At 64.5% G+C, this 25,111-nt stretch carries 21 protein-coding genes; 8 read left to right on the top strand and 13 right to left on the bottom strand.

Going from position 1 to position 25,111, the window contains the following annotated elements; translation table 11 throughout:
• Positions 1–35 precede the first annotated feature (35 nt).
• From rpoD to HT136_RS11805, 3 genes are read right to left on the bottom strand one after another with little or no spacing between them, the layout of a single operon-like run.
• Complete coding sequence (rpoD, locus tag HT136_RS11815; protein WP_214199970.1) at positions 36–2,057, bottom strand: RNA polymerase sigma factor RpoD; 2,022 nt, start codon at positions 2,055–2,057, stop codon at positions 36–38.
• 52 nt (positions 2,058–2,109) lie between these two features.
• Positions 2,110–3,993, bottom strand: coding sequence for a DNA primase (gene dnaG / locus HT136_RS11810; protein ID WP_214199969.1), 1,884 nt, complete (start codon positions 3,991–3,993; stop codon positions 2,110–2,112).
• A gap of 20 nt (positions 3,994–4,013) precedes the next feature.
• Entirely contained in the window at positions 4,014–4,466 is a 453-nt protein-coding gene (locus tag HT136_RS11805; protein ID WP_214199968.1) for a GatB/YqeY domain-containing protein, read from the bottom strand.
• A 160-nt stretch (positions 4,467–4,626) separates the two neighbouring features.
• Between HT136_RS11805 and carA the strand changes: the two genes are divergently transcribed.
• The 4 genes from carA (at position 4,627) to greA (ending at position 10,059) form a co-directional block, all read left to right on the top strand.
• Positions 4,627–5,793: a glutamine-hydrolyzing carbamoyl-phosphate synthase small subunit gene (gene carA, locus HT136_RS11800; RefSeq protein ID WP_214199967.1), complete on the top strand. Its 1,167-nt coding sequence runs from the start codon at positions 4,627–4,629 to the stop codon at positions 5,791–5,793.
• 3 nt (positions 5,794–5,796) lie between these two features.
• Entirely contained in the window at positions 5,797–6,090 is a 294-nt protein-coding gene (locus tag HT136_RS11795) for a hypothetical protein (RefSeq protein WP_214199966.1), read from the top strand.
• 29 nt (positions 6,091–6,119) lie between these two features.
• Complete coding sequence (gene carB / locus HT136_RS11790) at positions 6,120–9,443, top strand: carbamoyl-phosphate synthase large subunit (RefSeq protein ID WP_214199965.1); 3,324 nt, start codon at positions 6,120–6,122, stop codon at positions 9,441–9,443.
• A gap of 139 nt (positions 9,444–9,582) precedes the next feature.
• Complete coding sequence (gene greA, locus HT136_RS11785) at positions 9,583–10,059, top strand: transcription elongation factor GreA (RefSeq protein ID WP_214199964.1); 477 nt, start codon at positions 9,583–9,585, stop codon at positions 10,057–10,059.
• A 116-nt stretch (positions 10,060–10,175) separates the two neighbouring features.
• Here greA and HT136_RS11780 read toward each other — a convergent pair whose 3' ends face one another.
• From HT136_RS11780 to HT136_RS11760, 5 genes are all read right to left on the bottom strand, one after another.
• Positions 10,176–10,400: a DUF4170 domain-containing protein gene (locus HT136_RS11780; RefSeq protein WP_214199963.1), complete on the bottom strand. Its 225-nt coding sequence runs from the start codon at positions 10,398–10,400 to the stop codon at positions 10,176–10,178.
• Positions 10,401–10,523: 123 nt separating this feature from the next.
• The gene (locus tag HT136_RS11775; protein ID WP_214199962.1) at positions 10,524–11,063 is read right to left on the bottom strand and encodes a hypothetical protein; all 540 of its coding nucleotides are present in this window, start codon (positions 11,061–11,063) and stop codon (positions 10,524–10,526) included.
• Positions 11,056–11,325, bottom strand: a complete 270-nt coding sequence (locus HT136_RS11770; protein ID WP_246543638.1) for a hypothetical protein — start codon at positions 11,323–11,325, stop codon at positions 11,056–11,058. Before HT136_RS11770 ends, HT136_RS11775 begins: the two co-directional genes overlap by 8 nt.
• Positions 11,326–11,369: 44 nt before the next feature.
• A complete protein-coding gene (locus tag HT136_RS11765; RefSeq protein ID WP_214199960.1) occupies positions 11,370–11,765 on the bottom strand; it encodes a phage holin family protein in 396 nt (131 codons plus the stop codon).
• 24 nt (positions 11,766–11,789) lie between these two features.
• Positions 11,790–12,320, bottom strand: coding sequence for a hypothetical protein (locus tag HT136_RS11760; protein ID WP_214199959.1), 531 nt, complete (start codon positions 12,318–12,320; stop codon positions 11,790–11,792).
• 197 nt (positions 12,321–12,517) lie between these two features.
• Between HT136_RS11760 and eno the strand changes: the two genes are divergently transcribed.
• Positions 12,518–13,804, top strand: a complete 1,287-nt coding sequence (gene eno, locus HT136_RS11755) for a phosphopyruvate hydratase (RefSeq protein ID WP_214199958.1) — start codon at positions 12,518–12,520, stop codon at positions 13,802–13,804.
• 90 nt (positions 13,805–13,894) lie between these two features.
• Here eno and HT136_RS11750 read toward each other — a convergent pair whose 3' ends face one another.
• The 5 genes from HT136_RS11750 to HT136_RS11730 form a co-directional block, all read right to left on the bottom strand.
• Positions 13,895–14,500 (bottom strand): helix-turn-helix domain-containing protein, encoded by a 606-nt coding sequence (locus HT136_RS11750; RefSeq protein ID WP_214199957.1) that lies wholly within the window; start codon positions 14,498–14,500, stop codon positions 13,895–13,897.
• Positions 14,501–14,683: 183 nt separating this feature from the next.
• Positions 14,684–14,848: a hypothetical protein gene (locus tag HT136_RS11745; RefSeq protein ID WP_214199956.1), complete on the bottom strand. Its 165-nt coding sequence runs from the start codon at positions 14,846–14,848 to the stop codon at positions 14,684–14,686.
• 421 nt (positions 14,849–15,269) lie between these two features.
• On the bottom strand, positions 15,270–15,692 hold the full coding sequence (gene ribH, locus HT136_RS11740) for a 6,7-dimethyl-8-ribityllumazine synthase (RefSeq protein WP_214199955.1): 423 nt from the start codon (positions 15,690–15,692) through the stop codon (positions 15,270–15,272).
• Between the two features lie 14 nt (positions 15,693–15,706).
• On the bottom strand, positions 15,707–17,008 hold the full coding sequence (gene ribB, locus HT136_RS11735; protein ID WP_214199954.1) for a 3,4-dihydroxy-2-butanone-4-phosphate synthase: 1,302 nt from the start codon (positions 17,006–17,008) through the stop codon (positions 15,707–15,709).
• 81 nt (positions 17,009–17,089) lie between these two features.
• On the bottom strand, positions 17,090–18,133 hold the full coding sequence (locus HT136_RS11730; protein WP_246543636.1) for a YihY/virulence factor BrkB family protein: 1,044 nt from the start codon (positions 18,131–18,133) through the stop codon (positions 17,090–17,092).
• 328 nt (positions 18,134–18,461) lie between these two features.
• Here HT136_RS11730 and HT136_RS11725 point away from each other — a divergent pair, with 328 nt between their 5' ends.
• Genes HT136_RS11725 through HT136_RS11715 form a run of 3 tightly spaced genes read left to right on the top strand, consistent with a single transcriptional unit; the run spans position 18,462 to position 25,044 of the window.
• Positions 18,462–20,573 (top strand): autotransporter assembly complex protein TamA, encoded by a 2,112-nt coding sequence (locus tag HT136_RS11725; RefSeq protein WP_214199953.1) that lies wholly within the window; start codon positions 18,462–18,464, stop codon positions 20,571–20,573.
• The gene (locus HT136_RS11720; protein ID WP_214199952.1) at positions 20,573–24,823 is read left to right on the top strand and encodes a translocation/assembly module TamB domain-containing protein; all 4,251 of its coding nucleotides are present in this window, start codon (positions 20,573–20,575) and stop codon (positions 24,821–24,823) included. Before HT136_RS11725 ends, HT136_RS11720 begins: the two co-directional genes overlap by 1 nt.
• Positions 24,823–25,044 (top strand): hypothetical protein, encoded by a 222-nt coding sequence (locus tag HT136_RS11715; protein WP_214199951.1) that lies wholly within the window; start codon positions 24,823–24,825, stop codon positions 25,042–25,044. The genes HT136_RS11720 and HT136_RS11715 overlap by 1 nt, the downstream gene beginning before the upstream one ends.
• Positions 25,045–25,111 lie beyond the last annotated feature (67 nt).

Below are 25,111 nucleotides of genomic sequence, written 5' to 3'. Positions count from 1 at the left end.
GGAGCGGGGCTTTTCCTGTCTGGTGTTCGGCGACCTTACTGGTCGAGGAACGAGCGCATCTTGCGGCTGCGGCTCGGGTGCTTGAGCTTGCGCAGGGCCTTGGCCTCGATCTGGCGGATGCGTTCGCGGGTGACCGAGAACTGCTGACCGACTTCCTCGAGCGTGTGGTCGGTGTTCATGCCGATGCCAAAACGCATGCGCAGCACGCGTTCCTCGCGCGGCGTGAGGCTGGCGAGCACGCGGGTGACCGTTTCCTTGAGGTTGGCCTGGATCGCGGCATCGACGGGGATGATCGCGTTCTTGTCCTCGATGAAGTCGCCCAGATGGCTGTCTTCCTCGTCGCCGATCGGCGTTTCGAGGGAGATCGGCTCCTTGGCGATCTTCATGACCTTGCGCACTTTCTCGAGCGGCATCGAGAGGCGCTCCGCCATTTCCTCGGGCGTGGGCTCGCGACCCTGCTCGTGAAGGAACTGGCGGCTCGTGCGCACGAGCTTGTTGATCGTCTCGATCATGTGGACCGGAATACGGATCGTGCGCGCCTGGTCGGCGATCGAGCGGGTGATGGCCTGGCGGATCCACCACGTGGCATATGTCGAGAACTTGTAGCCGCGGCGGTACTCGAACTTGTCGACCGCCTTCATCAGGCCGATGTTGCCTTCCTGGATGAGGTCGAGGAACTGCAGGCCGCGATTGGTGTACTTCTTGGCGATCGAGATCACCAGGCGCAGGTTCGCCTCGACCATTTCCTTTTTGGCGATGCGCGCCTCGCGCTCGCCCTTCTGGACCATGTTGACGATGCGGCGGAATTCCGGAAGCGCCATGCCGGTGGCTGCCGCGATGTCCGAGACTTCCTGGCGGATGCGTTCGACCGCATCGGCTTCCTCGGCCGCGAAGGCCGCCCACTTCTTGTCCTTCTTGCCGACTTCGGGAAGCCAGGTGTCGTCGAGCTCGCGTCCGACGTAGCTGCCCAGGAAATCGGTGCGCTTGACCTTGTGGCGCTCGGCAAGGCGCAGCATCTGGCCGCCTAGCGTGGTGAGGCGACGGTTGAAGGTATAGAGGTTGTCGACGAGGTATTCGATCTTGGTCGCGTGGAACTGGACTGATTCGACTTGCGCGGTGAGTTCCTCGCGCAGTTCGTTGTAGCGGTCCTCCTTCGCGGCTGGGAAGTCGATGCCCAGCGCGAGCGCCTCGAGGCGCTCGGACTGGAGCTTCTCGAAGGTCTGGAACAGCTCGGTGATGGTGGCGAACTTCTCGAGCGCTTCGGGCTTGAGGGCCGCTTCCATCTGGGCGAGGCTGAGGGTGTTGTCTTCCTCGTCTTCCTCTTCCTTGCGGCGCGAGGAGCCTTCCTCGCCGTCCTCGTCCTCGTTCGAGTTGTCCTCTTCCTCGTCGTCCTCGTCGTCCTTGTAGGACGGGCCGGCCGTGGCTTCGGAAATCTCGCCGTCGTCTTCGCTCTCGCCGTCTTCGTTGAGGCTTTCGGGCGCAGGTTCCTTCGAGAGCATCGCGTCGAGATCGAGGATCTCGCGCAGCTGCATTTCCTCGTTGTTGAGCGCCTCGGACCACTGGATGATGGCGTGGAAGGTGATCGGGCTCTCGCACAGGCCCAGGATCATCATGTCCCGGCCGGCCTCGATGCGCTTGGCGATGGCGATTTCGCCCTCGCGGCTGAGCAGCTCCACCGCGCCCATCTCGCGCAAGTACATGCGCACGGGGTCATCGGTGCGCTCGACGGTTTCCTTCTTCTTGGTCTCGACGGAGGGCTTGGGCGACGAATCGTCACCCGAATCGACGTCTTCTTCCTCGTCGTCGTCGTCGTCCGACTGAGCGTCCTCGTCGTTCTCGACGATGTTGACGCCCATTTCGTTGATGGCAGCGTAGATGTCCTCGATCTGGTCCGAATTCATCTGGTCCTGCGGCAGGGCCTCGTTGAGTTCGTCGATCGTGATGTAACCCTTGCGCTTCGCGCGAGCGATCAGCTTTTTGACCGAAGCCTCGTTGAGGTCGATCAGCGGCGCGTCGGTACCGTCGTTATCGCCGCTGGTGGTCTCGTTCTTGCTCATTCTTCCGCCGTTATCCCGTGCTGTCCGTCACCCTGAACGTACAATTATACAATTAGGACGAAGACGCATGTCTTGTCGCCATTTGCCTCAGGCGATTGTCAAATTCCAGCTTTCTCTTGAGTAGGCGCTGCTGCTCGGCAAAAGATTCCTCCGAAAGCTCGGTCTCGAACCGCGCCGTCGCCTGAGCCAGTGCCGTTTCGAGAACTGGTCGCTCGACCAAGAGATCGATGGCCTGGGCAAGTTCCTCTGCCGCGTGCTGTGCATTTGCGTCGGGGGCAAGGAAGCCGAAGCGAAGCCCCGAGTATTCAGCGGTCCTGGGAACCTGGAGACCATTTTTGCTCAATATGGTGGGAAGGTCGCCGTTTTCAAGCGGCGCCATCGCATCGCAGCATTCGATGAGCGCGTCGAAGCGCGAATCGAGATCGGGCGTGCGCGCAAGCGCCTCTGCGTGGCGCGACAACTGGTCGGGCCAGCGCATCAGGCCCGCGATCACGGCCGCGGAAAGTGCATCGCGCGATCCGCCCGAAAGCGCGTGCTTCAAGCGCTCGATGGATTCGGGCAGCGAGGGGGCTGGGGCATTGCGTCCGTTCCAGCGGCCCTGCGGACGTCCGCGGGTGAACGCGCCCTGTCGTGCGTTGCCGCCACCACCGGCCTGCCAACGGTTCTCGCGGCGCGGAAAGGCGAATTCGCCATAGCGATCAAGCAGTTCGCGCTTGTAGAGACTGGCGATGTCGGGGTCCTGGATGGTCTCGACGTGCTGGATGAGGCGTGCCTTGAGCCCGGCCTTGTCCTCGGGCGTGACGAGTGGCTGCGCGGCGTGCTCGACCTCCCACAGCACCTCGACGAGGCTGCGCGACTGGCCGAGCAGCTCCTCCATCGCCGCTGGCCCGCTGCGCTTGATGAGATCGTCGGGGTCGAGGCCTTCGGGCAGACGCACGATGCGAAGCGTGTGCGCTGGGCGCAGCAGGGGCAGGGCGCGGGTGATCGCGCGCATCGCGGCACGTTGCCCGGCGGCGTCGCCGTCGAAGCACAGGATCGGCGCCTCGACGTGGCGCCACAGCATCTCGATCTGCGTCTCGGTTAGTGCGGTGCCGAGCGGGGCGACTGCCTCGGCGATGCCGGCCGCGGCCAGCGCGATCACGTCCATGTAGCCTTCGACCACCACGATCCGGCCCGACTGGCGCGCAGCGGGCGCGGCGCGGTGCAGGTTGTAAAGCGTGCGTCCCTTGTCGAAGAGGGGGGTGTCGGGTGAATTCAGGTACTTGGGGGCGTTCGTCTTCTCCTTTGAGAGGATGCGGCCGCCAAAGGCGATCACCCGCCCGCGCGCGTCCTCGATCGGCAGCATCAGGCGGCCGCGGAAGCGGTCGTAGGGATCGCGCTCCTCGACCTCGATGCGCAGGCCCGCCTCGACGAGCATGGGCTCGGGGTAGCGAACGAGCGCGTGCTTGAGCGCCTGGCGTTCATCGGGGGCGAAGCCGAAACCGAAGCGCGCGATCGTGTGCGCGTCGAACCCGCGCGTTTCCAGGTAGGCGCGCGCCTGTGCCCCTTCGGGTGCACCGAGCATCTGGCGGAACCACTCCTGCGCCGCGCCGGTGACGTCGTAGAGCGTGTCGCGCTTTTCGGCGGCCTTGGCTGCGCGCGGATCGGGCTGGGGCACGTCCATGCCCGCCTCGGCGGCGAGTTCCTTGACCGCGTCCATGAAGGCGAGGCCCTGGTGGTCGGTCATCCAGCGGATGGCATCGCCATGCGCGCCGCAGCCGAAGCAGTGGTAGAAGCCCTTCTCGTCGTTGACGTAGAAGCTGGGCGATTTCTCGTCGTGGAAGGGGCAGCAGGCCCGGTGCTCACGCCCGGCCTTCTGCAGGCGCACGCTGCGCCCCACCAGCGCGGAAAGCGTGGTGCGCGAGCGAAGCTGGTCGAGCCATTGCGGGGTGAGCACGGGGGATCTGCCTTATACGATCAGGCGAGGGCGGCCTTCACCCAGCCCGAGGCCTTGCCCATGTCGAGCGTGGTGGCGTGGCGTTCCTTGAGCAGGCCCATGACCTTGCCCATGTCCTTCATGCCGCTCGCACCCACTTCGGCCTTGATCGCCTCGATCGCGGCCTTGGTTTCCTCCTCGCTCATCTGCGCGGGCAGGAAGGTCTCGATCACGTCGACTTCGGCCTGTTCCTCGGCGGCGCGCTCGGGGCGTCCGCCTTCCTCGAACAGCTTGATCGATTCGCGGCGCTGCTTGACCATCTTCTGCAGGACTTCGATCACCATGGCATCATCGTCCACCGGCGCATCGGAGGTGCGCAGCTCGATGTCGCGGTCCTTGAGCTTGGCAAGGATCAGCCGAACGGCGGCAAGGCGCGGTTTGTCGCCGGCCTTCATGGCTGCGATCTGGGCGGCCTTGATCGAATCACGGAGCATTGTTTTCCTGTCAGTGCTAGTATGTGGGATGTGGTAGGGCAGCATAACTAGCAAGCCGCAGGGAAATTTGCACCCTGCTGCCTTGACGTGATGCACAACCCTCTCTAGCGGGAGCGCCTTAGCACACATGTCCGAAACAGCCTCAACGGAGCGACCCACTATGGCCGACGCCGCATCTTCGCCTGCGCCCAAACCGGAAGGAGCCACTGGCGCTCTCGTACTCAGCACGGGGGAAGTTCTGTGGGGTCGCGGCTTCGGCGCCGTTGGCGTGGCGCAAGGCGAGGTCTGCTTCAACACGGCGATGACCGGCTACCAGGAAGTGATGACCGACCCGTCCTATTCGGGCCAGATCGTCACCTTCACGTTCCCGCACATCGGCAACGTCGGCGTCAACGACGAGGATCTGGAATCGAAGGTCGATGGCGCGGTCGGCTGCGTCGTGCGCGAAGACGTGACGCTCTCGTCCAACTTCCGCGCCGCCGGTGAATTCGGCGATTGGCTCGCGGCCAAGGGCAAGGTCGGCCTCGCAGGGATCGACACCCGCGCGCTGACCCGCCGCATCCGCAAGGCCGGTGCGCCCAACGCGGTGATCGCGCATGATCCCGAAGGCAAGTTCGACGTGCCCGCGCTGATCGCGCAGGCGCAGGCCTGGCCGGGGCTTGAGGGCATGGACCTTGCCAAGGGCGTCAGCCGCCAGCACGAGGAAAGCTGGGACGGCTCGACCTGGACGCTGGGCGCAGGCTACGCGGCGGGCGAGGGCGAAAGCCGCCCGCACGTCGTCGCGCTCGACTACGGCGCCAAGGACAACATCTTCCGCAACCTGGTGAAGGCCGGCGCGCGCGTGACCGTCGTTCCCGCCGAGACGAGCCTCGAGAAGGTCCTCGAGCTGAAGCCCGACGGCGTATTCCTTTCCAACGGCCCGGGTGACCCGGCGGCGACCGGCGCTTACGCCGTGCCCGTCATCCAGGGGTTGCTCGAACGCGACGTGCCGATCTTCGGCATCTGCCTTGGCCACCAGATGCTGGCCATCGCGGCGGGCGCCAGGACCGCCAAGATGCACCAGGGCCACCGCGGCGCCAACCACCCGGTCAAGCGCTACGAAGACGGCGTCGTCGAGATCACCTCGATGAACCACGGTTTTGCGGTCGACAACACTTCGCTGCCCGCGAATGTGGAGGAGACCCACGTCTCGCTCTTCGACGGTTCGAACTGCGGTATCACGATCAAGGGCAAGAAGGCCTTCGGCGTGCAATACCACCCCGAGGCCTCGCCGGGGCCCCAGGACAGCTTCTACCTCTTCGAGAAGTTCGTGGGCATGCTGGGCTGAGCGATGTTTCGCCGCTTCCATCTCCTTCCCGTCCTCGCGCTGGCGGCCTGCGGCAATCCGCCGCCCAAGGCCCAGGTCGTGACCACCGACGGGAAGGCGATCGCCGAGATTTGCGGCGTGCCCGAGACGATGTTCTCGGGCGGAAAAGGCGAAGCCACGGTCACCCTCGTATCCACTCTCACGGACGAGCAGCGCACCTGCACCTTGCGCGAAGTGCGCCGCTCGCTCCCCGCCGCCCGTATCGTCGAAGCCGGATCGCGCAGCACGTCCGCGCCGTCCGCTCCGAACCCGAATTGACCCGAACAGATCAAAGGCAGGATTGAACCATGCCCAAACGCACCGACATCTCCTCGATCCTCGTCATTGGCGCAGGACCCATCATCATCGGCCAGGCCTGTGAGTTCGACTATTCGGGCACCCAGGCGATCAAGGCGCTCAAGGAAGAGGGCTACCGGGTCGTCCTCGTCAACTCGAACCCCGCCACGATCATGACCGATCCGGACATGGCCGATGCGACCTATGTCGAGCCGATCACCCCCGAGGTCGTCGCCAAGATCATCGAGAAGGAACGCCCCGACGCGGTCCTGCCCACGATGGGTGGTCAGACCGCGCTCAACTGCGCGCTGGCGCTGTTCAACGACGGCACCTTCGAGAAGTACGGCGTCAAGATGATCGGCGCCGACGCCGACGCGATCGACAAGGCCGAGGACCGCCAGCGCTTCCGCGAAGCAATGGACAAGATCGGCCTCGAAAGCGCGCGTTCGGGCGTGGCGCACACGCTGGAGGAAGCGCTTGCCGTGCTCGAGCGCACGGGCCTGCCCTCGATCATCCGCCCCAGCTTCACGCTCGGCGGCACCGGCGGCGGCATCGCCTACAACAAGGCCGAGTTCGAGGCGATCGTGAAGTCGGGTCTCGACGCTTCGCCCACCACCGAGGTCCTCATCGAGGAATCGCTGCTCGGCTGGAAAGAATACGAGATGGAAGTTGTCCGTGACCGCAAGGACAACTGCATCATCATCTGCTCGATCGAGAACGTCGACCCGATGGGCGTCCACACGGGCGACTCGATCACCGTCGCGCCTGCGCTCACGCTGACCGACAAGGAATACCAGATCATGCGCACCGCCTCGCTCGAGGTGCTGCGCGAGATCGGCGTCGAAACCGGCGGTTCGAACGTGCAGTTCGCGGTGAACCCCAAGGACGGGCGCCTCATCGTGATCGAGATGAACCCGCGTGTTTCGCGCTCTTCGGCGCTGGCGTCCAAGGCCACTGGCTTCCCGATCGCGCGCGTCGCGGCGAAGCTGGCCGTGGGCTACACGCTCGACGAGGTCACCAACGAGATCACCGGCGCCACGCCCGCCTCGTTCGAGCCGACCATCGACTACGTCGTCACCAAGATCCCGCGCTTCACTTTCGAGAAGTTCAAGGGCTCCAAGCCCGAGCTCTCGACCGCGATGAAGTCGGTCGGCGAGGTCATGGCAATCGGCCGCAACATCAAGGAATCGATGCAGAAGGCCCTGCGCGGGCTCGAGACCGGCCTCGATGGCTTCAACCGCGTGGTCGAGCTCGAAGGCGCGAGCCGCGACACGATCACGGCGGCGCTCTCGCAGCGCACGCCCACACGCCTCCTCAACGTCGCGCAGGCCATGCGCGAGGGCTTCACGGTCGAGGAGATCCACGCGATCACCTTCTACGACCTGTGGTTCCTGCGCCACATCGAGGAGATCATCGCCGAGGAAGCGAAGATCATGAAGGACGGCCTGCCGATCGACGCAGCCGGTCTGCGCCGCGTCAAGGCCATGGGCTTCTCGGACAAGCGCCTCGCGACGCTCGCCGTGCGTTCGGTCCACGTTGCGGGCGGTCTGGGTGAGACCCAGGCCAAGCGCGCCGGGCTTCTGCACGACACCATCCGCGCGATGGCCGGTGCCACCAGCGAAGAGGAGGTCCGTGACCTTCGCGCCAAGCTGGGTGTCCACCCCGTGTTCAAGCGCATCGACAGCTGCGCGGCCGAGTTCGAGGCGGTCACGCCCTACATGTACTCGACCTACGAAGCGCCGCTGTTCGGCGCCCCCGAGGACGAGGCCATGCCTTCGGAGCGCCGCAAGGTCGTGATCCTGGGTGGTGGTCCCAACCGCATCGGCCAGGGCATCGAGTTCGATTACTGCTGCGTCCACGCCTGCTTCGCGCTGGAGGAAGCCGGGTTCGAGACCATCATGGTCAACTGCAACCCGGAAACCGTCTCGACCGACTACGACACCTCGGACCGTCTCTACTTCGAGCCGCTGACCGCCGAGGACGTGCTGGAAATCCTGCGCGTCGAGCAGTCGAAGGGTGAACTCGTCGGCGTGATCGTCCAGTTCGGTGGGCAGACCCCGCTCAAGCTTGCGGCCGCCCTCGAGAAGGCGGGTATCCCGATCCTGGGTACTTCGCCCGATGCGATCGACCTGGCCGAAGATCGCGAGCGCTTTGCCGCCCTCGTCGACAAGCTGAACCTCAAGCAGCCCGCCAACGGCATCGCACGCAGCCGTGACGAGGCCGTGGCGGTCGCCAACCGCATCGGTTACCCCGTCCTGACGCGTCCCAGCTACGTGCTGGGTGGCCGCGCGATGGAGATCGTCGACAGCGAACAGCAACTCGACGACTACATCGCTACCGCGGTGCAGGTCTCGGGCGACAGCCCGGTGCTCATCGACCAGTACTTGCGCGATGCCGTCGAGTGCGACGTCGACGTGCTGTGCGATGGTGAGCAGGTTGTCGTGGCCGGCGTCATGCAGCACATCGAGGAGGCCGGTGTTCACTCGGGCGACAGCGCCTGCACGATCCCCGCCTACAGCCTCCCGCCCGCGATCATCGCCGAGATGGAGCGCCAGTCGCACGCGCTTGCGCTCGGCCTGGGCGTGCGCGGCCTCATGAACGTGCAGTTCGCGGTCAAGGACGGCGAGGTCTACCTCATCGAGGTCAACCCGCGCGCCTCGCGCACGGTGCCCTTCGTCGCCAAGGCCATCGGTCAGCCGATTGCGAAGATCGCCGCGCGCGTCATGGCGGGCGAGAAGCTCTCCACGTTCCCGCCGATCAAGCGCGAGCTGAGCTACTACGCGGTCAAGGAAGCGGTCTTCCCCTTCGCGCGTTTCCCCGGCACGGACCCCGTGCTCAGCCCCGAGATGAAGTCGACCGGCGAAGTCATGGGCATCGACCGTGATTACCCGCGCGCCTTCGCCAAGGCCCAGCTCGGCGCTGGCATGCGCCTGCCGACCGAGGGCACCGTCTTCGTCTCGGTCAAGGACAGCGACAAGGACCAGATCCTTTCGGCAGTCCAGAAGCTCTCGAACGAAGGCTTCCGCATCATCGCGACCTCGGGCACCCAGAAGTTCCTGGCCGACGCCGGGATCGCGGTGGAACGCGTCAACAAGGTCGCCGAAGGGCGCCCGCACATCGTCGACAAGATCGAGGACGGCGAAGTCGCCCTTATCTTCAACACGACCGAAGGCTGGCAGAGCCTCAAGGATTCGCAGTCGATCCGCGCTTCGGCGCTGACGGCCAAGGTCTCGATCTTCACGACGGCGGCGGCAAGCGTCGCCGCCAGCGAGGCGATTGCGACGATCCGTGGGAGCCAGCTTGAAGTCCGTTCGTTGCAAGATTATTATAGTTGAGATCGATCTAGCCTTCCCACATCGCTGCAGATCGGACCGGTCCCTGTTTGGCATCACGCCGGGGACCGGGCAGGTCTCTAGTCGCTGATCGCGGCGCGGCGGTGTTCGGGGGGGAGGCGACAGAAGGAAGATTTGGAAAATGGCAAGTGTTGAAAAGCTGCCGATGCTCGCCGAGGGCTACGAACGGTTGGCAGCGGAAATCAAGGCCCTGCGTGAAGAGCGCCCGCGCGTCGTCGACGCGATCGAGGAAGCGCGCGCGCACGGGGACCTTTCGGAAAACGCCGAATACCACGCTGCCAAGGAACGCCAGGGTCAGATCGAGGCGACGCTCGCCGACCTGGAAGACAAGCTCAGCCGTGCGCAGATCATCGATCCCGCGTCGCTGACCAGCGACAAGATCATCTTCGGGGCGACGGTCACGCTGCTCGACGACGAGGACAAGCCGGTCAAGTACCAGATCGTGGGCCCTTATGAGGCCGACGCGAAGGCGGGCCGCATCAGCTATGCCTCGCCGCTCGGCAAGGCGCTGATCGGCAAGAAGGTCGACGAGGAGATCGAAGTGACCGTGCCCTCGGGCGACAAGTTCTATCTCGTCGAGAAGATCGACTTCATCTGAATTCGCTTGGGCGGCCGGGCAGGGGGCTCCCTGCCGGTCGGCCGAGAAAGACATGAAAAGAGCCGCACAAGCCCGGTGCTTGTGCGGCTCTTTTCATGTCCTGCGATCGCGGTGGATCAGACCTCGGTCTGTTCCGGATCGAGCAGGCGGTGCAGGTGCACGATCACGTACTTCATCTCGGCATCGTCGACGGTGCGCTGCGCGGCCGACTTCCAGGCGTTCTTGGCCGTTTCCATGTTCGGGAAGACACCCACGATGTCCATGTTGTCGAGGTCGACGAATTCGAGACCGGTCGGATCCTTGACCCGGCCGCCCATCACGAGATGAAGTTTCTGCTGCATGCGATGTGCCACTTTTCCAGTTGGGAGAGCCTTGGCCTATAATTTTAGAGGCCCTTTTGGGCAAGGCCGTATCGCCTACTGGAAATACCCTACTCTGCTATCGCGAAGTATTATCAATATGGCTCAGCGATGGAGCTTCTTGCGCAAGGATTCCGCGATATCGAGCGCTTTGTGCGTGCCTTCGCTGGCCGCGTCCTCGAGACGTTCGGCCTGCTTTCCGCCCAATTTGCCAAGCGAAGACGCAGTTGCCAGCGCAATGGTCGCGAGTTTCTCAAGCCGGGTGGCGGTAAAGTCACCGATCCGCTCGGCCTTTGCTTCGATCCCGTAAAGCGCCTCGTGCGCTTCATCGCCGGCCCGGCCGGTCAGCCGCTTGATGTGCGAGCCCGCGCGCTTGCCGAACAGGGCTGTTGAGGTGCCTGCGGCCTCGGCGAGGTTCATCGCCCGGATCGCGGGGCCACGGGTGATCCGCCGGGGTAGCAGTGCGGCGACCGCAGCGCCGACCGCGAGGCCACCGGCTACCGCGACGACGGGATGGCGCTTGACGAAACCGAGCACCTTGCTCGAGGGCCTTTCACGCTGCTTCTGCCCCGGCAATGCGACGATATTGCCGGTGTTGGCGCTCGTCGCCGAAGTGGCGGGGATCGTGGGTTCGCTGTCAGCCATGCTCGATTTCCTCTTCTTTGTCGCCATCGGTCCGCAGGACGCTTCCGATCCACGCGATTAGCGGATTTCTGAATATCCAAAGCATCAGGGCGGCGAGAGTTCCTCCGACCAGCGCCGGGTGTTCCTCGGCAACTTCGACCGCCTCGTCGACGATGCCGACGGCCTTCTCGATCGTCTCGTCGATGATCCGCCCGGCAATGCCGCGTTCCTCCATGTCGGCGCGGATCGCACGGTAGCGCGAGTCAAAGGCGGCCTTGGCCAAGTTGCGCGTGTCGCGATTTGCCAGGACTTCCTCGGCCGAGACCCTCATTCGCTGGGTTCCCCGCGCAGGGGGGCGGACATCACCCGCTTCAACGTAGTGAGTGCACGTTTCGCGGCCAGCGCGCATATGATGGCAAGGATCAGCAATGCCATCGCAACAGCAGCCATCGCGCCCCACGGGGTGAGCAGCGGGCCCAGGGCGATGACAAGTCCGACGACCAGAGCCATGACCGCGAAGAACAGAACCACCAGAGCGGCCACGAGCAAGCCCACGATCCGGCCGATCTGGCTGCCCGCAAATGCGGCGCGCGACTTCTGGAACGTGACCTCGGCTTTGGCGAACTCGCGGGCTTCCTCGGCGAGCAGGCGCAAATCTTCGCCAAGGGTGATGCCCTCGCGGTCAGTGAGCGACGCGGATGGCGCCGGAGCTTCGTAGTTCATCAATCCAGGCTCGTTCGCGCCGCCTTACTTGCTCTTGGCGAAAAGGCGGCCCAGCACGTATCCGGTGAAGATGCCCATGCTCATGGCCATGACCGGGTTCGTGCGTACGAAGGTGCGCGCATCCTCGCCCAGTTCCTCGAACGACTTCGCGTCGAGCCGCGTCGCCACATCCTGCATCGATTTCGACGCCGAGCGGGCATAGTCCCCGTACTTGGGGCCAGCCTTGTCGTCGATGTAGGCGACGTTGTCGTCGATGACCTTGGAGAGGCGCACGATCGCCTTGCTCGTCTGGGCCTTGCCTTCCAACGCGTATTCGCCGGCCTTTGCCTTGGCATCGGTGGCGAAGGCGTCGGCCTTGGTCTTGGCTTCGTCCGAGCGGACTTTGGCTTCGTCGCTGAGAGTGGACTTCTTCTGCGCGAATTTCTCGCGGTATTCCTCGGCCAGCGCATGGGCGCCCGCCTTGGCTTCATCCATGGCCTTGGCGAAGTGGCTCTTGGCGGCTTCGGCGCCGTTCGTGTTCAGATCGTCGCCTGCGGTTACGGTGGGATCGACCATTGCAGATTCCTTCCTTAGCCCGAGCGCCGCAAGCACCTTCCCTGAGGGGAAGAGCACGGCGTCTGTATGATATGGTGTGCGCACAGTGTAGCACAAGCTCATCGTTATTGCTGCAACGCAACTTGTCACCGGTTGTTCCGCTGCTTAAGGCGCGGTTCCGGAGTCACTCGAAAGTGGCGTCAGAGGAGCTTTTGAAAATGACCGCGATCATCGACATTCATGGCCGTGAAATTCTGGATAGCCGTGGCAACCCGACGGTGGAAGTCGACGTGCTGCTCGAAGACGGCAGCTTTGGCCGCGCAGCGGTTCCCTCGGGCGCCTCGACCGGCGCGCACGAAGCGGTTGAACTGCGAGACGGCGACACGTCGCGCTATCTCGGCAAGGGCGTGCTCAAGGCGGTGGATGCCGTCAACGACGCGATCGCGGAGGCGCTCGTCGGGCTCGACGCCGAAGACCAGCGCGACATCGACCTTGCCATGATCGCTCTCGATGGCACCGAGAACAAGAGCCTGCTTGGTGCCAACGCCATCCTGGGCACCAGCCTCGCGGTCGCCAAGGCCGCCGCGAACGCACGCGGCCTGCCGCTCTATTCGTACATTGGCGGCGTTTCGGCGCATGTCCTGCCGGTGCCGATGATGAACATCATCAATGGCGGCGAGCACGCCGACAATCCGATCGATTTCCAGGAATTCATGATCATGCCGGTGGGCGCCGGCTCGATCGCCGAGGCGGTCCGCTGGGGTTCGGAAATTTTCCACACGCTCAAGAAGGGTCTTTCGGAAAAGGGCCTGGCCACCGCGGTGGGCGACGAGGGCGGCTTCGCGCCCAATCTTGCCAGCACGCGCGACGCGCTCGACTTCGTGATGGCCTCGATCGAGAAGGCCGGTTTCAAGCCCGGCAGCGAGATCCAGCTTGCGCTCGACTGCGCCTCGACCGAGTTCTTCAAGAACGGAAAGTACGAGATCAGCGGTGAGGGCCTTTCGCTTGAGCCGGGCGCCTTCGCCGAATATCTGGCCGATCTGTGCGCGGCCTACCCGATCATCTCGGTCGAGGATGGCATGGCCGAGGACGATTTCGAGGGCTGGAAGGCGCTGACCGACGCGGTCGGCAAGAAGGTCCAGCTGGTTGGTGACGATCTTTTCGTCACCAACCCCAAGCGCCTCACCATGGGCATCGAGAAGGGTCTCGCCAACTCGCTGCTGGTCAAGGTCAACCAGATCGGGACGCTCACCGAGACGCTTGAAGCGGTGTCGATCGCCAATCGCGCGGGTTACACCGCCGTCATGTCGCATCGTTCGGGCGAAACCGAGGACGCGACCATCGCCGATCTCGCGGTTGCGACCAATTGCGGCCAGATCAAGACCGGCTCGCTCGCACGTTCGGACCGGCTTGCCAAGTACAACCAACTCATCCGCATCGAGGAAGAGCTGGGCAATGCGGCACACTACGCCGGCGCCGGTGCCTTCAAGGCCTTCCTTGGCTGATTGGTTTTGGCCATCCCCGTTGGGAATGGCCGCCGCTGTGAAACAAGGGGCCCCGTTGCCGATAGGCAGCGGGGCCCTTCGCGTTCAGTTTCAGCGCATTTTCGCGAGAGGCACCGCGGGGGTCTCGTCGAGCAGGACGACCGACCGCGACGAGGCGGTGAAATAGTCGAGCATCGCGGCGTAGCCGCGCGCGCTGAGTTTCACGTAAACCCTGCGGGCATCTCCGGGGTCAGCTTCCCGCACCAAAAGGCCGTTGCGCTCGAGGATCGTGATCCAGCGCAAGGCGGTGGTGGAGGGGACCGCCGAGCCGATGCACGCGCTCGTGACCGAGACGCTTCGCCGTTCCTTGGCTGCGATGAAGAGGTCGAGCAGGATGTCCCAGGCCGGCTCACCGAAGAGATCGTCGGACTGGAATATCTTGGATCGCCTGCGCCGGTCCTCGTAGGTCTGACGTGCGAGCTCCACCCAGATCGGGTGGTCGCGCCGGCATACTTCGCCCGAGGCAGGCCCCTTTCGCAACCTCGTTGCATTGGTGCTCTGCGCGGAGACGTCAGTCAGGAAGTCGACCGGAGCCACGCCGTCGAGCGGGTCATCTCCGATTTCCAGCTGCCGCGCCATGGCCAGCAATTCGTTCGCAATTCCGATCAGGCGAATGGCCTTGTTTCGGTTGCGCATCATGTGTTCGGTATTTTCCATCAGTTCGGATCACCGTCGCCCAAGGTGGTGGTCCGATGGGCCGAATGGCCGACCGGAAGCCTGAACCCATGCCGACGTAGGGGGCACTCAACCTTGCTCGATCCGCCCGAACGATTTCTTGCCCCGACCGTTCAACATGGACGTTTACCTTAAGCGCAATTGCGGTTTCGCGTCTCCGCGAGGTTACTCCGAATCGGCGGCAGTTGGCAGCAATTCTATCGATCGTGACAACATGCAGGCCGCTGCGTCGAGATGCGCAGCCGCCACTGCCTCTCCCGCCATGTCGAGCTGGGCGAGTCGTAGATAGAGGTCCTCGAGCAAGGACTTCAGTTCGCGTTTGCTATCCATCGTGCCGTTTCTCCTGTCGGCTGTCGTTGCGTGTGTGCGACATCACGCGCATGGGATTTATCTTCTGCTCTGGTAACTGGATCAGCACCCGAGGGTTGTCATGTTAACATCCGGTATGGGCCAATCATCTCTTCTGCAATCAATTGCAACGATCCGGCGGATGTTGCAATAGCGAAGGTAAGGCCTGTCATGGCTTGGGACATGGGCCACATTGCCAATGCCGCAACCCCAAATAGCGCCGGATCGTTGACGCCGGCATGCACTTCCTGGCGTGGCTTCGATGGTGTGAAGGGGCTTGGATCGCGGCGCCTGAGACACTTTGAGCCCGAAAAAAAAGCGCCCCAGCGAAGTGCTGCGGCGCCTTGTTTGATGACTGGTTGTTTGACGGCGGGAGGTGGGAAAGACCCGGTCGCGCGGGCGTTCAGGCCCCGAACTTTTCCTGGAGCTTGAGCAGCGCGATGGCCGCCTTGGCCGCTTCGCCACCCTTGTCCTTCTGTGCGGGGTCGGCGCGGACTAGGGCCTGTTCCTCGTTCTCGACCGTCAGGACGCCATTGCCGATGGCGATGCCGTCCATCGTCAGGGCCATGATCCCGCGCGCGCTTTCGCCCGCGACGATCTCGAAATGGTAGGTCTCGCCCCGGATCACGACGCCGATGGCGACATAGCCGTCGTATTCGCCCGAGCCGTCAGCCAGCGCCAGGGCACCGGGGATCTCGAGCGCGCCGGGAACCGTGATGCAGTCCACCGAATGGCCTTCGGCCTCGAGGGCCTTGCGCGCGCCGGCGACCAGCATGTCGTTGAGGTGGTCGTAGAAGCGTGCTTCGACGATGAGAAATCGAGCCATGGTCGTGTGTTCCTTCAGCTTTCGCTTGCTGCGATCGGACGTTCGTCGACGATGTTGAGGCCGTAGCCCTCGAGCGCGACGAGCGAATGACGGGTGTTGGTCAGCAAGATCATGTCGTGAATGCCCAGTTCGGCGAGAATCTGCGCACCCACTCCGTAATCGCGCAGTTCCTCCAGATTCGGATTCCTTCCTTCGCGGAACTGGCGCTTGAGGTCCATGACCTGCGAGATGGAATGCTTCATCGGACTGTTGATGACGACGATCACGCCCGCGCCTTCTTCCGCAATGGTGAGCATCGAGCGCTGCAGGAGGTCGGAGCGATCGTCCGATTCCTCGCCGAACAGATCGACGAAGTTGGAGAGCGTGTGCATGCGCACCAGAGTCGGCTTTGCGGGGTCGATGCGGCCCTTGACGAGCGCGATCGTCTCGTCGCCCGTGGCGCGGTTGTAGTAGCAGCAGGCCGTCCACTGGCCGCCGTAACGGCTCTGGAAGGTGAGTTCATTCGTCTTCTCGACCATGCGATCGTGCTTGCGGCGATAGGCGATGAGATCACGGATCGTGCCGATCTTGAGATCGTGCAGGCGCGCGAAGGAAATGAGGTCGTCCATGCGCGCCATGGTGCCGTCGTCTTTCATGATCTCGCAGATCACGCCCGAAGGGTTGAGGCCTGCAAGGCGCGAGATGTCGACTGCCGCCTCGGTGTGACCGGTGCGCACGAGGACGCCGCCGTCGCGCGCGCGCAGCGGGAATACGTGGCCAGGCGTCACGATGTCGTCGCGTGACTTGGTGCCGTCGATCGCGACCGAGATCGTGCGCGCGCGATCGCCGGCCGAGATGCCGGTCGTCACGCCTTCGCGCGCTTCGATCGAGACCGTGAAGGCCGTTTCATGCCGGGTGCCGTTGTTGCGGCTCATGAGTTCGAGGCCGAGTTCCTCCACCCGCTCGCTGGTCAGCGTGAGGCAGATCAGCCCGCGTCCGTGGGTGGCCATGAAGTTGACCGCGGCCGGGGTCGCCATCTGCGCCGGGATCACGAGGTCGCCCTCGTTCTCGCGGTCCTCGTCGTCGACGAGGATGAACATGCGGCCATTGCGCGCTTCGTCGATGATCTCCTCGATCGGCACAAGGACTTGCGTGTCATCGTTCGAAAAGAGCACGTGCTCGAGCTTGGCGAGGGTCTCGGTGGTCGGATTCCAGCTTTCTTCGGTGCAGTCGCGCAGGGTGTTGGCGTGGAGGCCGGCGGCGCGGGCGAGGCCGGCGCGGCTCATGCCGCCGTCGGAGATGAGCTTGCGGACCTGATCGATGACTTTGGCGGGCATGTCGGATGTACTCACATTGCGATGTGCGTCCGGTAGACCTTAATCACATCACAATGCAAGCGCTGTCTTCTCGCTGTGCGGTCAGGCTTCGTGCTGGTGGCGCGCGACGCGGGCGCGGTTGACCTTGCGGTCTTCCAGGTCGCGTCGGGTAGGGACCCGATCGTCGAGAATGTCGGCCAGGACGGCGCCGCGCTTCCCGGGCGGGCGGTCGATGCCCTTGGTGGTGTCGCGGAAGACCTGGCGCTCGATTTCGGCGTTGAGGAGAGCGCCGAGAAGGACTCCGTAAGCCGAAAGATAGAGCCACATGAGAAAGACGACGATCGCCGAGAGCGATCCGTAGGTCGCGTTGTAGTCGCTGATGTAGGCGACATAGAGCGAGAAGCCGAACGATACCGCCAGCCACAGAAGCGTTGCAAGGCTCGCGCCCGGTGCGAGCCAGCGCCATTTCGCGGGGCGCCGATCGGGCCCGAAGCGCATGATGAGCGCGAATCCCGCCGTTCCCAACAGGATCGCGGCGAGCCAGGTGAGCCACTTGAACAAGGTTGCCGTCGAATCGCCCAGGAAAAAGGCCGCACGGCTTTGCAGCCAGGCGAAGACACCGCCCGAGAGTACGCCGGTCAGCGCGATGAGCACCGCGGCGAGCGTCAGGCTCGCGGCGCGCAGCGAGACGGCGATGGTCCCGCGCGTCTCGTGCTCCTCATTGACGATGTTGAGCGCGGCGATCATGCCATTGGCGGCGCGCATGCCGCCGAAGATCGCGAAGAACAGGGCGATGAACAGAGCGAGGCCGGTCACGCCCGAACTCGTCGAGACGATCTGGATCAGCTGCTGCTCAAGGACATGCGCGACTTCGGGCGGAACGATTTCGACGATGCTCTGCATCTGTTCGCGCACGGTATCGGCATCGCCGATCAGCCCGTAGATCATCACTGTGGCCGCAATCAGCGGCGTCAGCGCAAGAAAGCAGTAGAACGCGAGCCCCCCCGCGATCAGCCCAAGCTCGTGAAAACCAGCCATGATCCAGACGCGCCGCAGGATCGTCAGCCAGGCTCGTGGCGGCAATTGCACGGGCCATCGCGAATCCGCGCCGGGCGGATAGTCTTGTGGGAGATAATCGTCGCTCATGTCAGGACAAACTGATCGGGAACCATTGCGGTTGCAATGCGATACAGACTATCGCGGGTGCGAATGCGATCCGGCGCGCTAAGGAGCAGAAACGGCGTTGTTTATAAATGGGCTAGGCGTTACATCCATTTCCGGCGTTGGAACGGGAAGGGCTCGTGTTATCCGCTGCAGTTGCGCACTCCTGGCTCTGGCGGCGGGAATCGCCCAAGCTGCACCGCTCTGCGCTCAGGATGCGGCATCTGCGAACGCCACGGGCGCAAAGGCCGGCAGTTCGTCGCGGACCTCCCAGGAACGAGTGGAAGACAGCAACGCATTGAAGGCCGGGACCATGGATGTCCCCGCAGCGCCTGCGTCCGATCAGCTTCCGCAAGTCGAACCGGTGATCACCGACAAGGAATTCAACCGGCGCGTGCCGGCGCTCGATGCGAGCGACGATGCCGAACTCGACAAGCCGCTGGAATCGGTCCAGGCCTTCGAGAAGCGGCTCGCGCAGGAGCAGGCCGGCGCCAAGCCTGATGAAGGAAGCGCCCCGCCGCTCGGCGATGCGGCACTGGCCGATGGTGATGCCGACGAGGAAATCGGCGACGCTCCGGTCGAGGATGCGGAACTTGCCGTTCCACTCCCGCCACTCGACCAGTTCGAGGTGACACCCGTCGAGTTCGCCGAGGCGAAGAGCGACGAGAAGGCAAGCCAGGTGCGCTATGTCGTGGCGCTCGACGGGCTCCAGGATGTCGACAAGGAGACCACGACCAGCATCGAGGATACCTTCAAGTCGCTCTCGGCGCTCGACAAGGGCGATGGCAAGGCTGCCAACGCGGCGATGGTCTCGGCGCGGCTCGAGGAGGACAGCCAGCTCCTGCAGACCATCCTCGAATCCGAAGGCTGGTATACGCCGCGCATCCGCACGCGCCTCGCACCTTCGCGCGAAAGCGACGACGGCACGCTCAAAGCCAGCCTTACGGTGACGCCGGGCCAGCGTTATGTGCTCTCGAGCATCAAGATCGAAGCCGATCCGACCGTGCCGGAAAACCTCATCGCCGACAATTTCGCGCTCAAGGTCGGCGAGCCGATCGTCGCGCAGCGGGTCCAGGGCGCCGAAGCCCAGGTTGCGGTGGCGCTCCCGCAAAATGGCTATCCTTTCGCCGAAGTCGGTCAGCGCGACATTCTGCTGGACCGCGAGAGCGGCGAGGGGGATTACACGCTCCCGATCACGATCGGGCCGCGCGGCCGGTTCGGCGAGATCGTGACCGACGGCAAGACCGCGTTCGATGCCGAGCACATCGCGGTTCTGGCCCGTTTCAAGCCGGGCGAGATTTACGACAGCCGCAAGGTGGACGACTTGCGCAAGGCGCTGGTGGGCACGAGCCTGTTCGCGACGATCGCGGTCGAGCCCGAGAAGACCGGCAAGACCCTCGAGGATGGCACCGAGGCGGTGCAGTTGCGCGTCCATCAGGAGGCGGGCCCGCCGCACACCATCGCGGGCTCAGTTGGCTACGCGGCGGGTGAGGGCATCACCGCGCAGGCGACCTGGACCCACCGCAACATGTTTCCGCCCGAAGGCGCGCTCATCGCCAGCGGTATCGCGGGTACGCAGCAGCAGGGATTGGGCGCCACGTTCCGCCGTTCGAACGCCGGGCGTCGCGACCGGACGCTCGAGTTGACCGCCGAGGCCTTCCACAACGACTACGACGCCTACAGTGCCTATACCGGGCGCCTCGCCGCGCGTGTCAGCCGCGATTCGACCCCGATCTGGCAGAAGCGCGTCACTTACGCTTACGGCGTGGAGCTGATCGGCACGGCAGAGACCGACTACGACGCCGCCTCCAACGACCGCATTCGCCGCACCTACTATATTGCCGGTGTCAACGGACAGCTTGGCTTCGACACCTCGAACAGCCTGCTCGATCCCACGAAGGGCTACAAGGTCACCACACTGATCCAGCCCGAAGCGACGCTCAACAAGGGGTTCAACCCATACGTGCGTGCGCGGATCGACGGTTCGGCCTATTTCCCGGTCATGGACAGCCTGGTTCTTGCCGGACGGGTGCGCCTGGGGACGATCCAGGGCGTCGGCCTGTTCGACCTCGCGCCTTCGCGCAGGCTCTATGCGGGCGGCGGCGGATCGGTGCGCGGCTATAGCTACCAGGGACTGGGGGAGCAGGCACCTGACGGCAAGCCAGTGGGGGGACGCAGCCTCAACGAGGCCTCGGTCGAGGCGCGCTATCGCTTTGGCAACTACGGCGTCGTCGCCTTCGTCGACGCGGGGCAGGCCTATCGCGAGACGACCCCGCAGTTCAACGACATCCGCTACGGCGTCGGCATCGGCGGCCGCTTCTACACCAATTTCGGGCCGATGCGACTGGACGTCGCGACCCCGATCGATCGCCGGCCGGGCGAATCCAGGATCAACGTCTATGTCTCGATCGGGCAGTCCTTCTGATGGCGGATGAACCGATCCCCGAAGCCGTCGAAACCGAGGTGGTGGAGACCGCACCCGTCAAGCCGACCATCTGGCAGCGTACGCGCATGCGCCTGCTCAAGACGATCGTGGCCGGTGTGCTCGGCCTCGTCGTCCTCGTCGGGGCCTTCATCTTCGGGATCGACACCGGGCCGGGTCACCGCTTCGTCGCCGAGCAGATCGGCAGCCTCGCGTTCGAGAATGGCATGCGGATACGCGTCGGTCGGATCGAGGGCTCTCTCTACGGCAAGATGACGCTGCACGATCTTTCGGTGCGCGACACCAAGGGCGAGTTTCTGTTCGCGCCGCACATCGTCGTCGACTGGCGGCCTTTCGCCTACCTGCAGAACCACGTCGACGTACGCAGCGCGATCGCCGAGAAGATGGTGCTGCGTCGTTCTCCGGTGTTCAAGCCGACACCTGCGAGCGACGCGCCGCTTCTCCCCGATCTCGATATCGACATCGGGGAACTGCGTATCGATCGCTTCATCGCCGAGGCACCCGTTTCGGGCGAACGGCGTATCCTCACCGTGGCGGGGCACACCCACATCGCCAATGGCCGCGCCGAAGTCGAAGCCAAGGGCGCGACGATCGCGATCGAAGGCAAGGAGGGCGGGGACAGTTTCGACGTCAAGCTCGACGCCGTGCCTTCGCGCAATCGCCTCGGGATCGAGCTGGACCTCAATGCGCCCACGGGCGGCGTGATTGCCGCGCTGGGCGGTTTCAAGCAGCCTATGGCCTTGCGCCTCGGCGGCAAGGGCGACTGGGCGAGATGGGACGGCACGCTCAAGGGCACCTACGGCAAGAGCGATCTCGCCGACCTCGCGCTGACCGCACGTAACGGCACTTTCCACATCAAGGGGGACGCGCAGCTTGCGCAAGTGGTCGGTGGACCGACCGCGCAGCTCCTCGGACCGACGACGCAAGTCGACCTTACGGCTGCCCTTGCCGAGCGTCACATGGACGTGCAGGGGCTTGTCGCGAGCGAGGCGTTCCGACTGGTTCCCAAGGGACGCATCGACCTTTCCAACAACACCTTCCGCGGCTTTTCGCTCGACTTTGCCCTGCTGCGACCCTCGGCCCTGGCGCAGAACCTGAAGGGTGCGGGCGTAGATGCGCGGCTGGCGCTCGACGGTGCCTTCACGACCCCCACGGTCGCTTACACCCTTTCCGCCGCGCGGCTGGTGATGAACGACATGGGCCTCCAGGGGCTGCGTGCGAGCGGCAAGGCGACGGTCGATGCCGACAAGATCCTGATCCCTGTCGCAGCCCGGGTCACGCGGATCACCGGGCTTGATACCGTGGCGGGTGGCACGCTCGCGAACGTGCGTCTGGATGGCGACCTTGCGATCAAGGGGCCGCGCGTGCTTTCGGACAACATCCGCCTGCGCTCGGATCGCATCGATGCCGGCGTCATCCTCGTCGCCGACGTCAGCACCGGGCTCTACACCGGCGCCATCGACGGGCGGATCGACAACTACAAGCTGGCAAGCGTCGGCATTTTCAACATCCGCACCAACATGGATCTCAAGAGCCAGGGCGGTGCCTATGCGCTCGACGGGACCGTACGGGCGCAATCGACCAAGCTTCTCAACGACAATGTCGCGACGTATCTGGGGGGCAACTTCGCGGTGTCCTCGCGGGTCCAATACGGCTCCGATGGTGTGGCGCGCTTCTCCGATCTCGCGCTGACGGCTCCCTTGCTCAAGGTGCGCGGTGGATCGGGCCTGTGGTCGCCCGATGGCCGGATCGCCTTCCGCGCCAATGGCACTTCGACGAACTACGGTGCATTGGCGCTGCGCGTCACGGGGACCATCCGCAATCCCGATGCCCATCTGACCGCTGAGAAACCGGGGCTGGGGATCGGCCTCGCCAATCTCGAAGCGCGCGTTACAGGCGCGCCCAGGGGCTATCGCCTCGCGCTGACCAGTGACACCGATTACGGACCGCTCAAGGCCGACGTGACGCTGGAACTGGCACAGGCGACCGCCGTGCAGATCAACAGCGCCAACCTGTCGGGCGTCGACTTCGCGGGGCGGTTGGTTCAGACCAAGGCCGGGCCCTTCTCGGGTCAGCTGACCGCTACGGGCAACGGGATCGGTGGTGTCGCGGACTTGTCCGCCGACGGAGCCTACCAGGCGGCGGCGTTCCATCTTCGCGCCAAGGATGCCGTGTTCGATGGCCCCGCCAAGCTGACGATCGGTTCGGCGATCATCGATGGACGGGTGGTGCTTTACGACCAGCCCTTGCTGGTTGCCGATGCGCAAGTGGCAGGGACCCAGTTTGGCACGCTCGACCTTGCCGCCGCGCGCGTGCTGGTTGACTACCGCGACGGCAAGGGCAAGGCGAAAGCGCTGGTGGAAGGGGTCAGCGGCATTCCGTTCCGGGTGGGCCTCAACGCCGAGATGCAACCCGAATTGTGGCGCGTGGCGCTAAATGGGCGCATGCGCGGGCAATCGGTCAAGACGCTGAGCCCCGCGCGCATTGCGATCAAGGACGGCACCTACGAGCTGCTGCCCACCGCACTCTCGATCGGCAGCGGAACCTTGCGGGTGGCGGGCCACTACGGCGAGGACATGAAGCTCCAGAGCCGCCTCGAAGGCCTCGACATGGCCATGGCCAATGCCTTCATGCCCGGCCTTGGCCTCGGCGGTACCGTCAATGGCAGCGTCGATTTCGAGCAGGCCAGCGGATCCGGTTTCCCACGGGCCGATGCACGCCTTTCGCTTGTCAATTTCACCCGGACAAGCTCGAGCACGGTAAGCGAGCCGGTTGACGTCAATCTCGTCGGCAAGCTTCTCCCCGATGGCGGGGAGGCCCGCGCGGTCGTGCGCAACCGCGGTAGCGTCATCGGCCGCATGGTCGCGAGCCTGCGGCCGTTGCCGCCGGGTGAGGGCACCTGGATGTCGCGCCTGATGGAAGCACCTTTGAGCGGAGGCATCCGTTACAACGGTCCCGCGGGCACGCTGTTCTCGTTCGCCGGACAGCCGGGTCAGTCGCTCAGCGGATCGGTGGGCCTTGCGGCCGACTTCTCTTGCAAGGTCATGGATCCGTGCCTCAATGGTATCGTGAAGGGCCGGGATCTCGTTTACGAGAACCAGGCTTATGGCACGCGCCTTTCGGGCATGGCCCTTGCGGGCAAGTTCAATGGCAGCCGTTTCGAACTGACCTCGCTGACGGGCAAGGCCGGTGACGGTACGATCAGCGCCAGTGGATATGTCAGCCTCTCGGCGGCGGACGGCTATCCCATGGACATCAAGGCCAAGCTCGACAAGGCGAGCCTTGCCAAAAGCAGCGCGCTTTCGGCGAGCGCGACAGGCGATCTGCGCTTCAGCAAGGAGGCCAAGCAACCTCCGCTTCTCTCCGGCGAAATCCGCCTGCCCGAGACCCGCTACCAGATCGTGCGCGAGGGTGCCGCCGAAGTGCCCAAGCTCAGCGGGGTGCGCTTCAAGCCGCGTCGAGGCCCGGTTCGCGTAACCGGTGACGAGGAAGCCGAGACCCTGACCGGTGCCTTCGGCAACATCCGTCTCGACCTCCACCTCGTCGCGCCCGAGAAGCTCTACGTCTCGGGCATGGGACTGGAGTCCGAATGGTCTGCCGACTTCACCGTGAGTGGCACCAGCAGCGCGCCGACGATGGCCGGGACGGTCAACCTCGTGCGCGGGACGCTGGGCTTTGCGGGGCGTTCGTTCGACCTCAGTGACGGGTTGATCACGTTCAACGGCGGCCGCACGATCGATCCGACCGTGGCGATTACCGCGACCGAGACGATCGACGACGTCGACGTGAGTGTCGTTGTCTCGGGCCAGGCCTACAATCCGCAGATCGACTTCTCCTCCTCGCCCAGCCTGCCCGATGACGAAATCGTCTCGCGCATCCTGTTCGGGAGTTCGGTGGCCAATTTGTCCGCAATCCAGGCGGTGCAGCTGGCGTCCTCGCTCAACTCGCTGCGCGGGACGGGCGGCGGTCTCAATCCGCTGGGCACCCTGCGATCGGCGACCGGGATCGACCGCCTCCGGATCCTGGGGGCCGACGAGAGCACCGGGCGCGGGACCGCGCTGGCAGCCGGGCAGTACCTGACGGACGACATCTACGTCGAGCTGATCACCGACGCGCGCGGCTTCACGGCGACGCAGCTTGAAGTCAGCGTGACCAAATGGCTCTCGGTGCTCAGTCAGGCGGGCGGTTCGGGCGTCAACAGCGTCAACGTGCGGATCAAGAAGGACTATTGATGGCCGGATTGATACGGGTACGCCGCTGGGCCGTCTCGGGAGCCGTGTCGGCTCTCGTGCTGCTTGTCGGGGCGTGCCACCAGGAGCCGAGCTTCGACGAGCGCTACGATGCCGCCTCGCAAAGCATACAGGACCGCGCGCGGGAGATCGATGCGCGGATCGCGGGAGCGAGTGGTACGCCGTCGGCTGAGGGGAGCGTCGCGGAAAAAGGTGCGAGGTAAACGAAACGCGTCGTTTACCACCGTGGGCCTAAACCTTGGCGCCGACATCGACGAGCAAGCCAAGAGA

This window comes from Novosphingobium profundi (assembly GCF_018491765.1).
Taxonomy (GTDB): Bacteria; Pseudomonadota; Alphaproteobacteria; order Sphingomonadales; family Sphingomonadaceae; genus Novosphingobium; species Novosphingobium profundi.
This window is presented reverse-complemented; position numbering and strand designations above follow the sequence as displayed.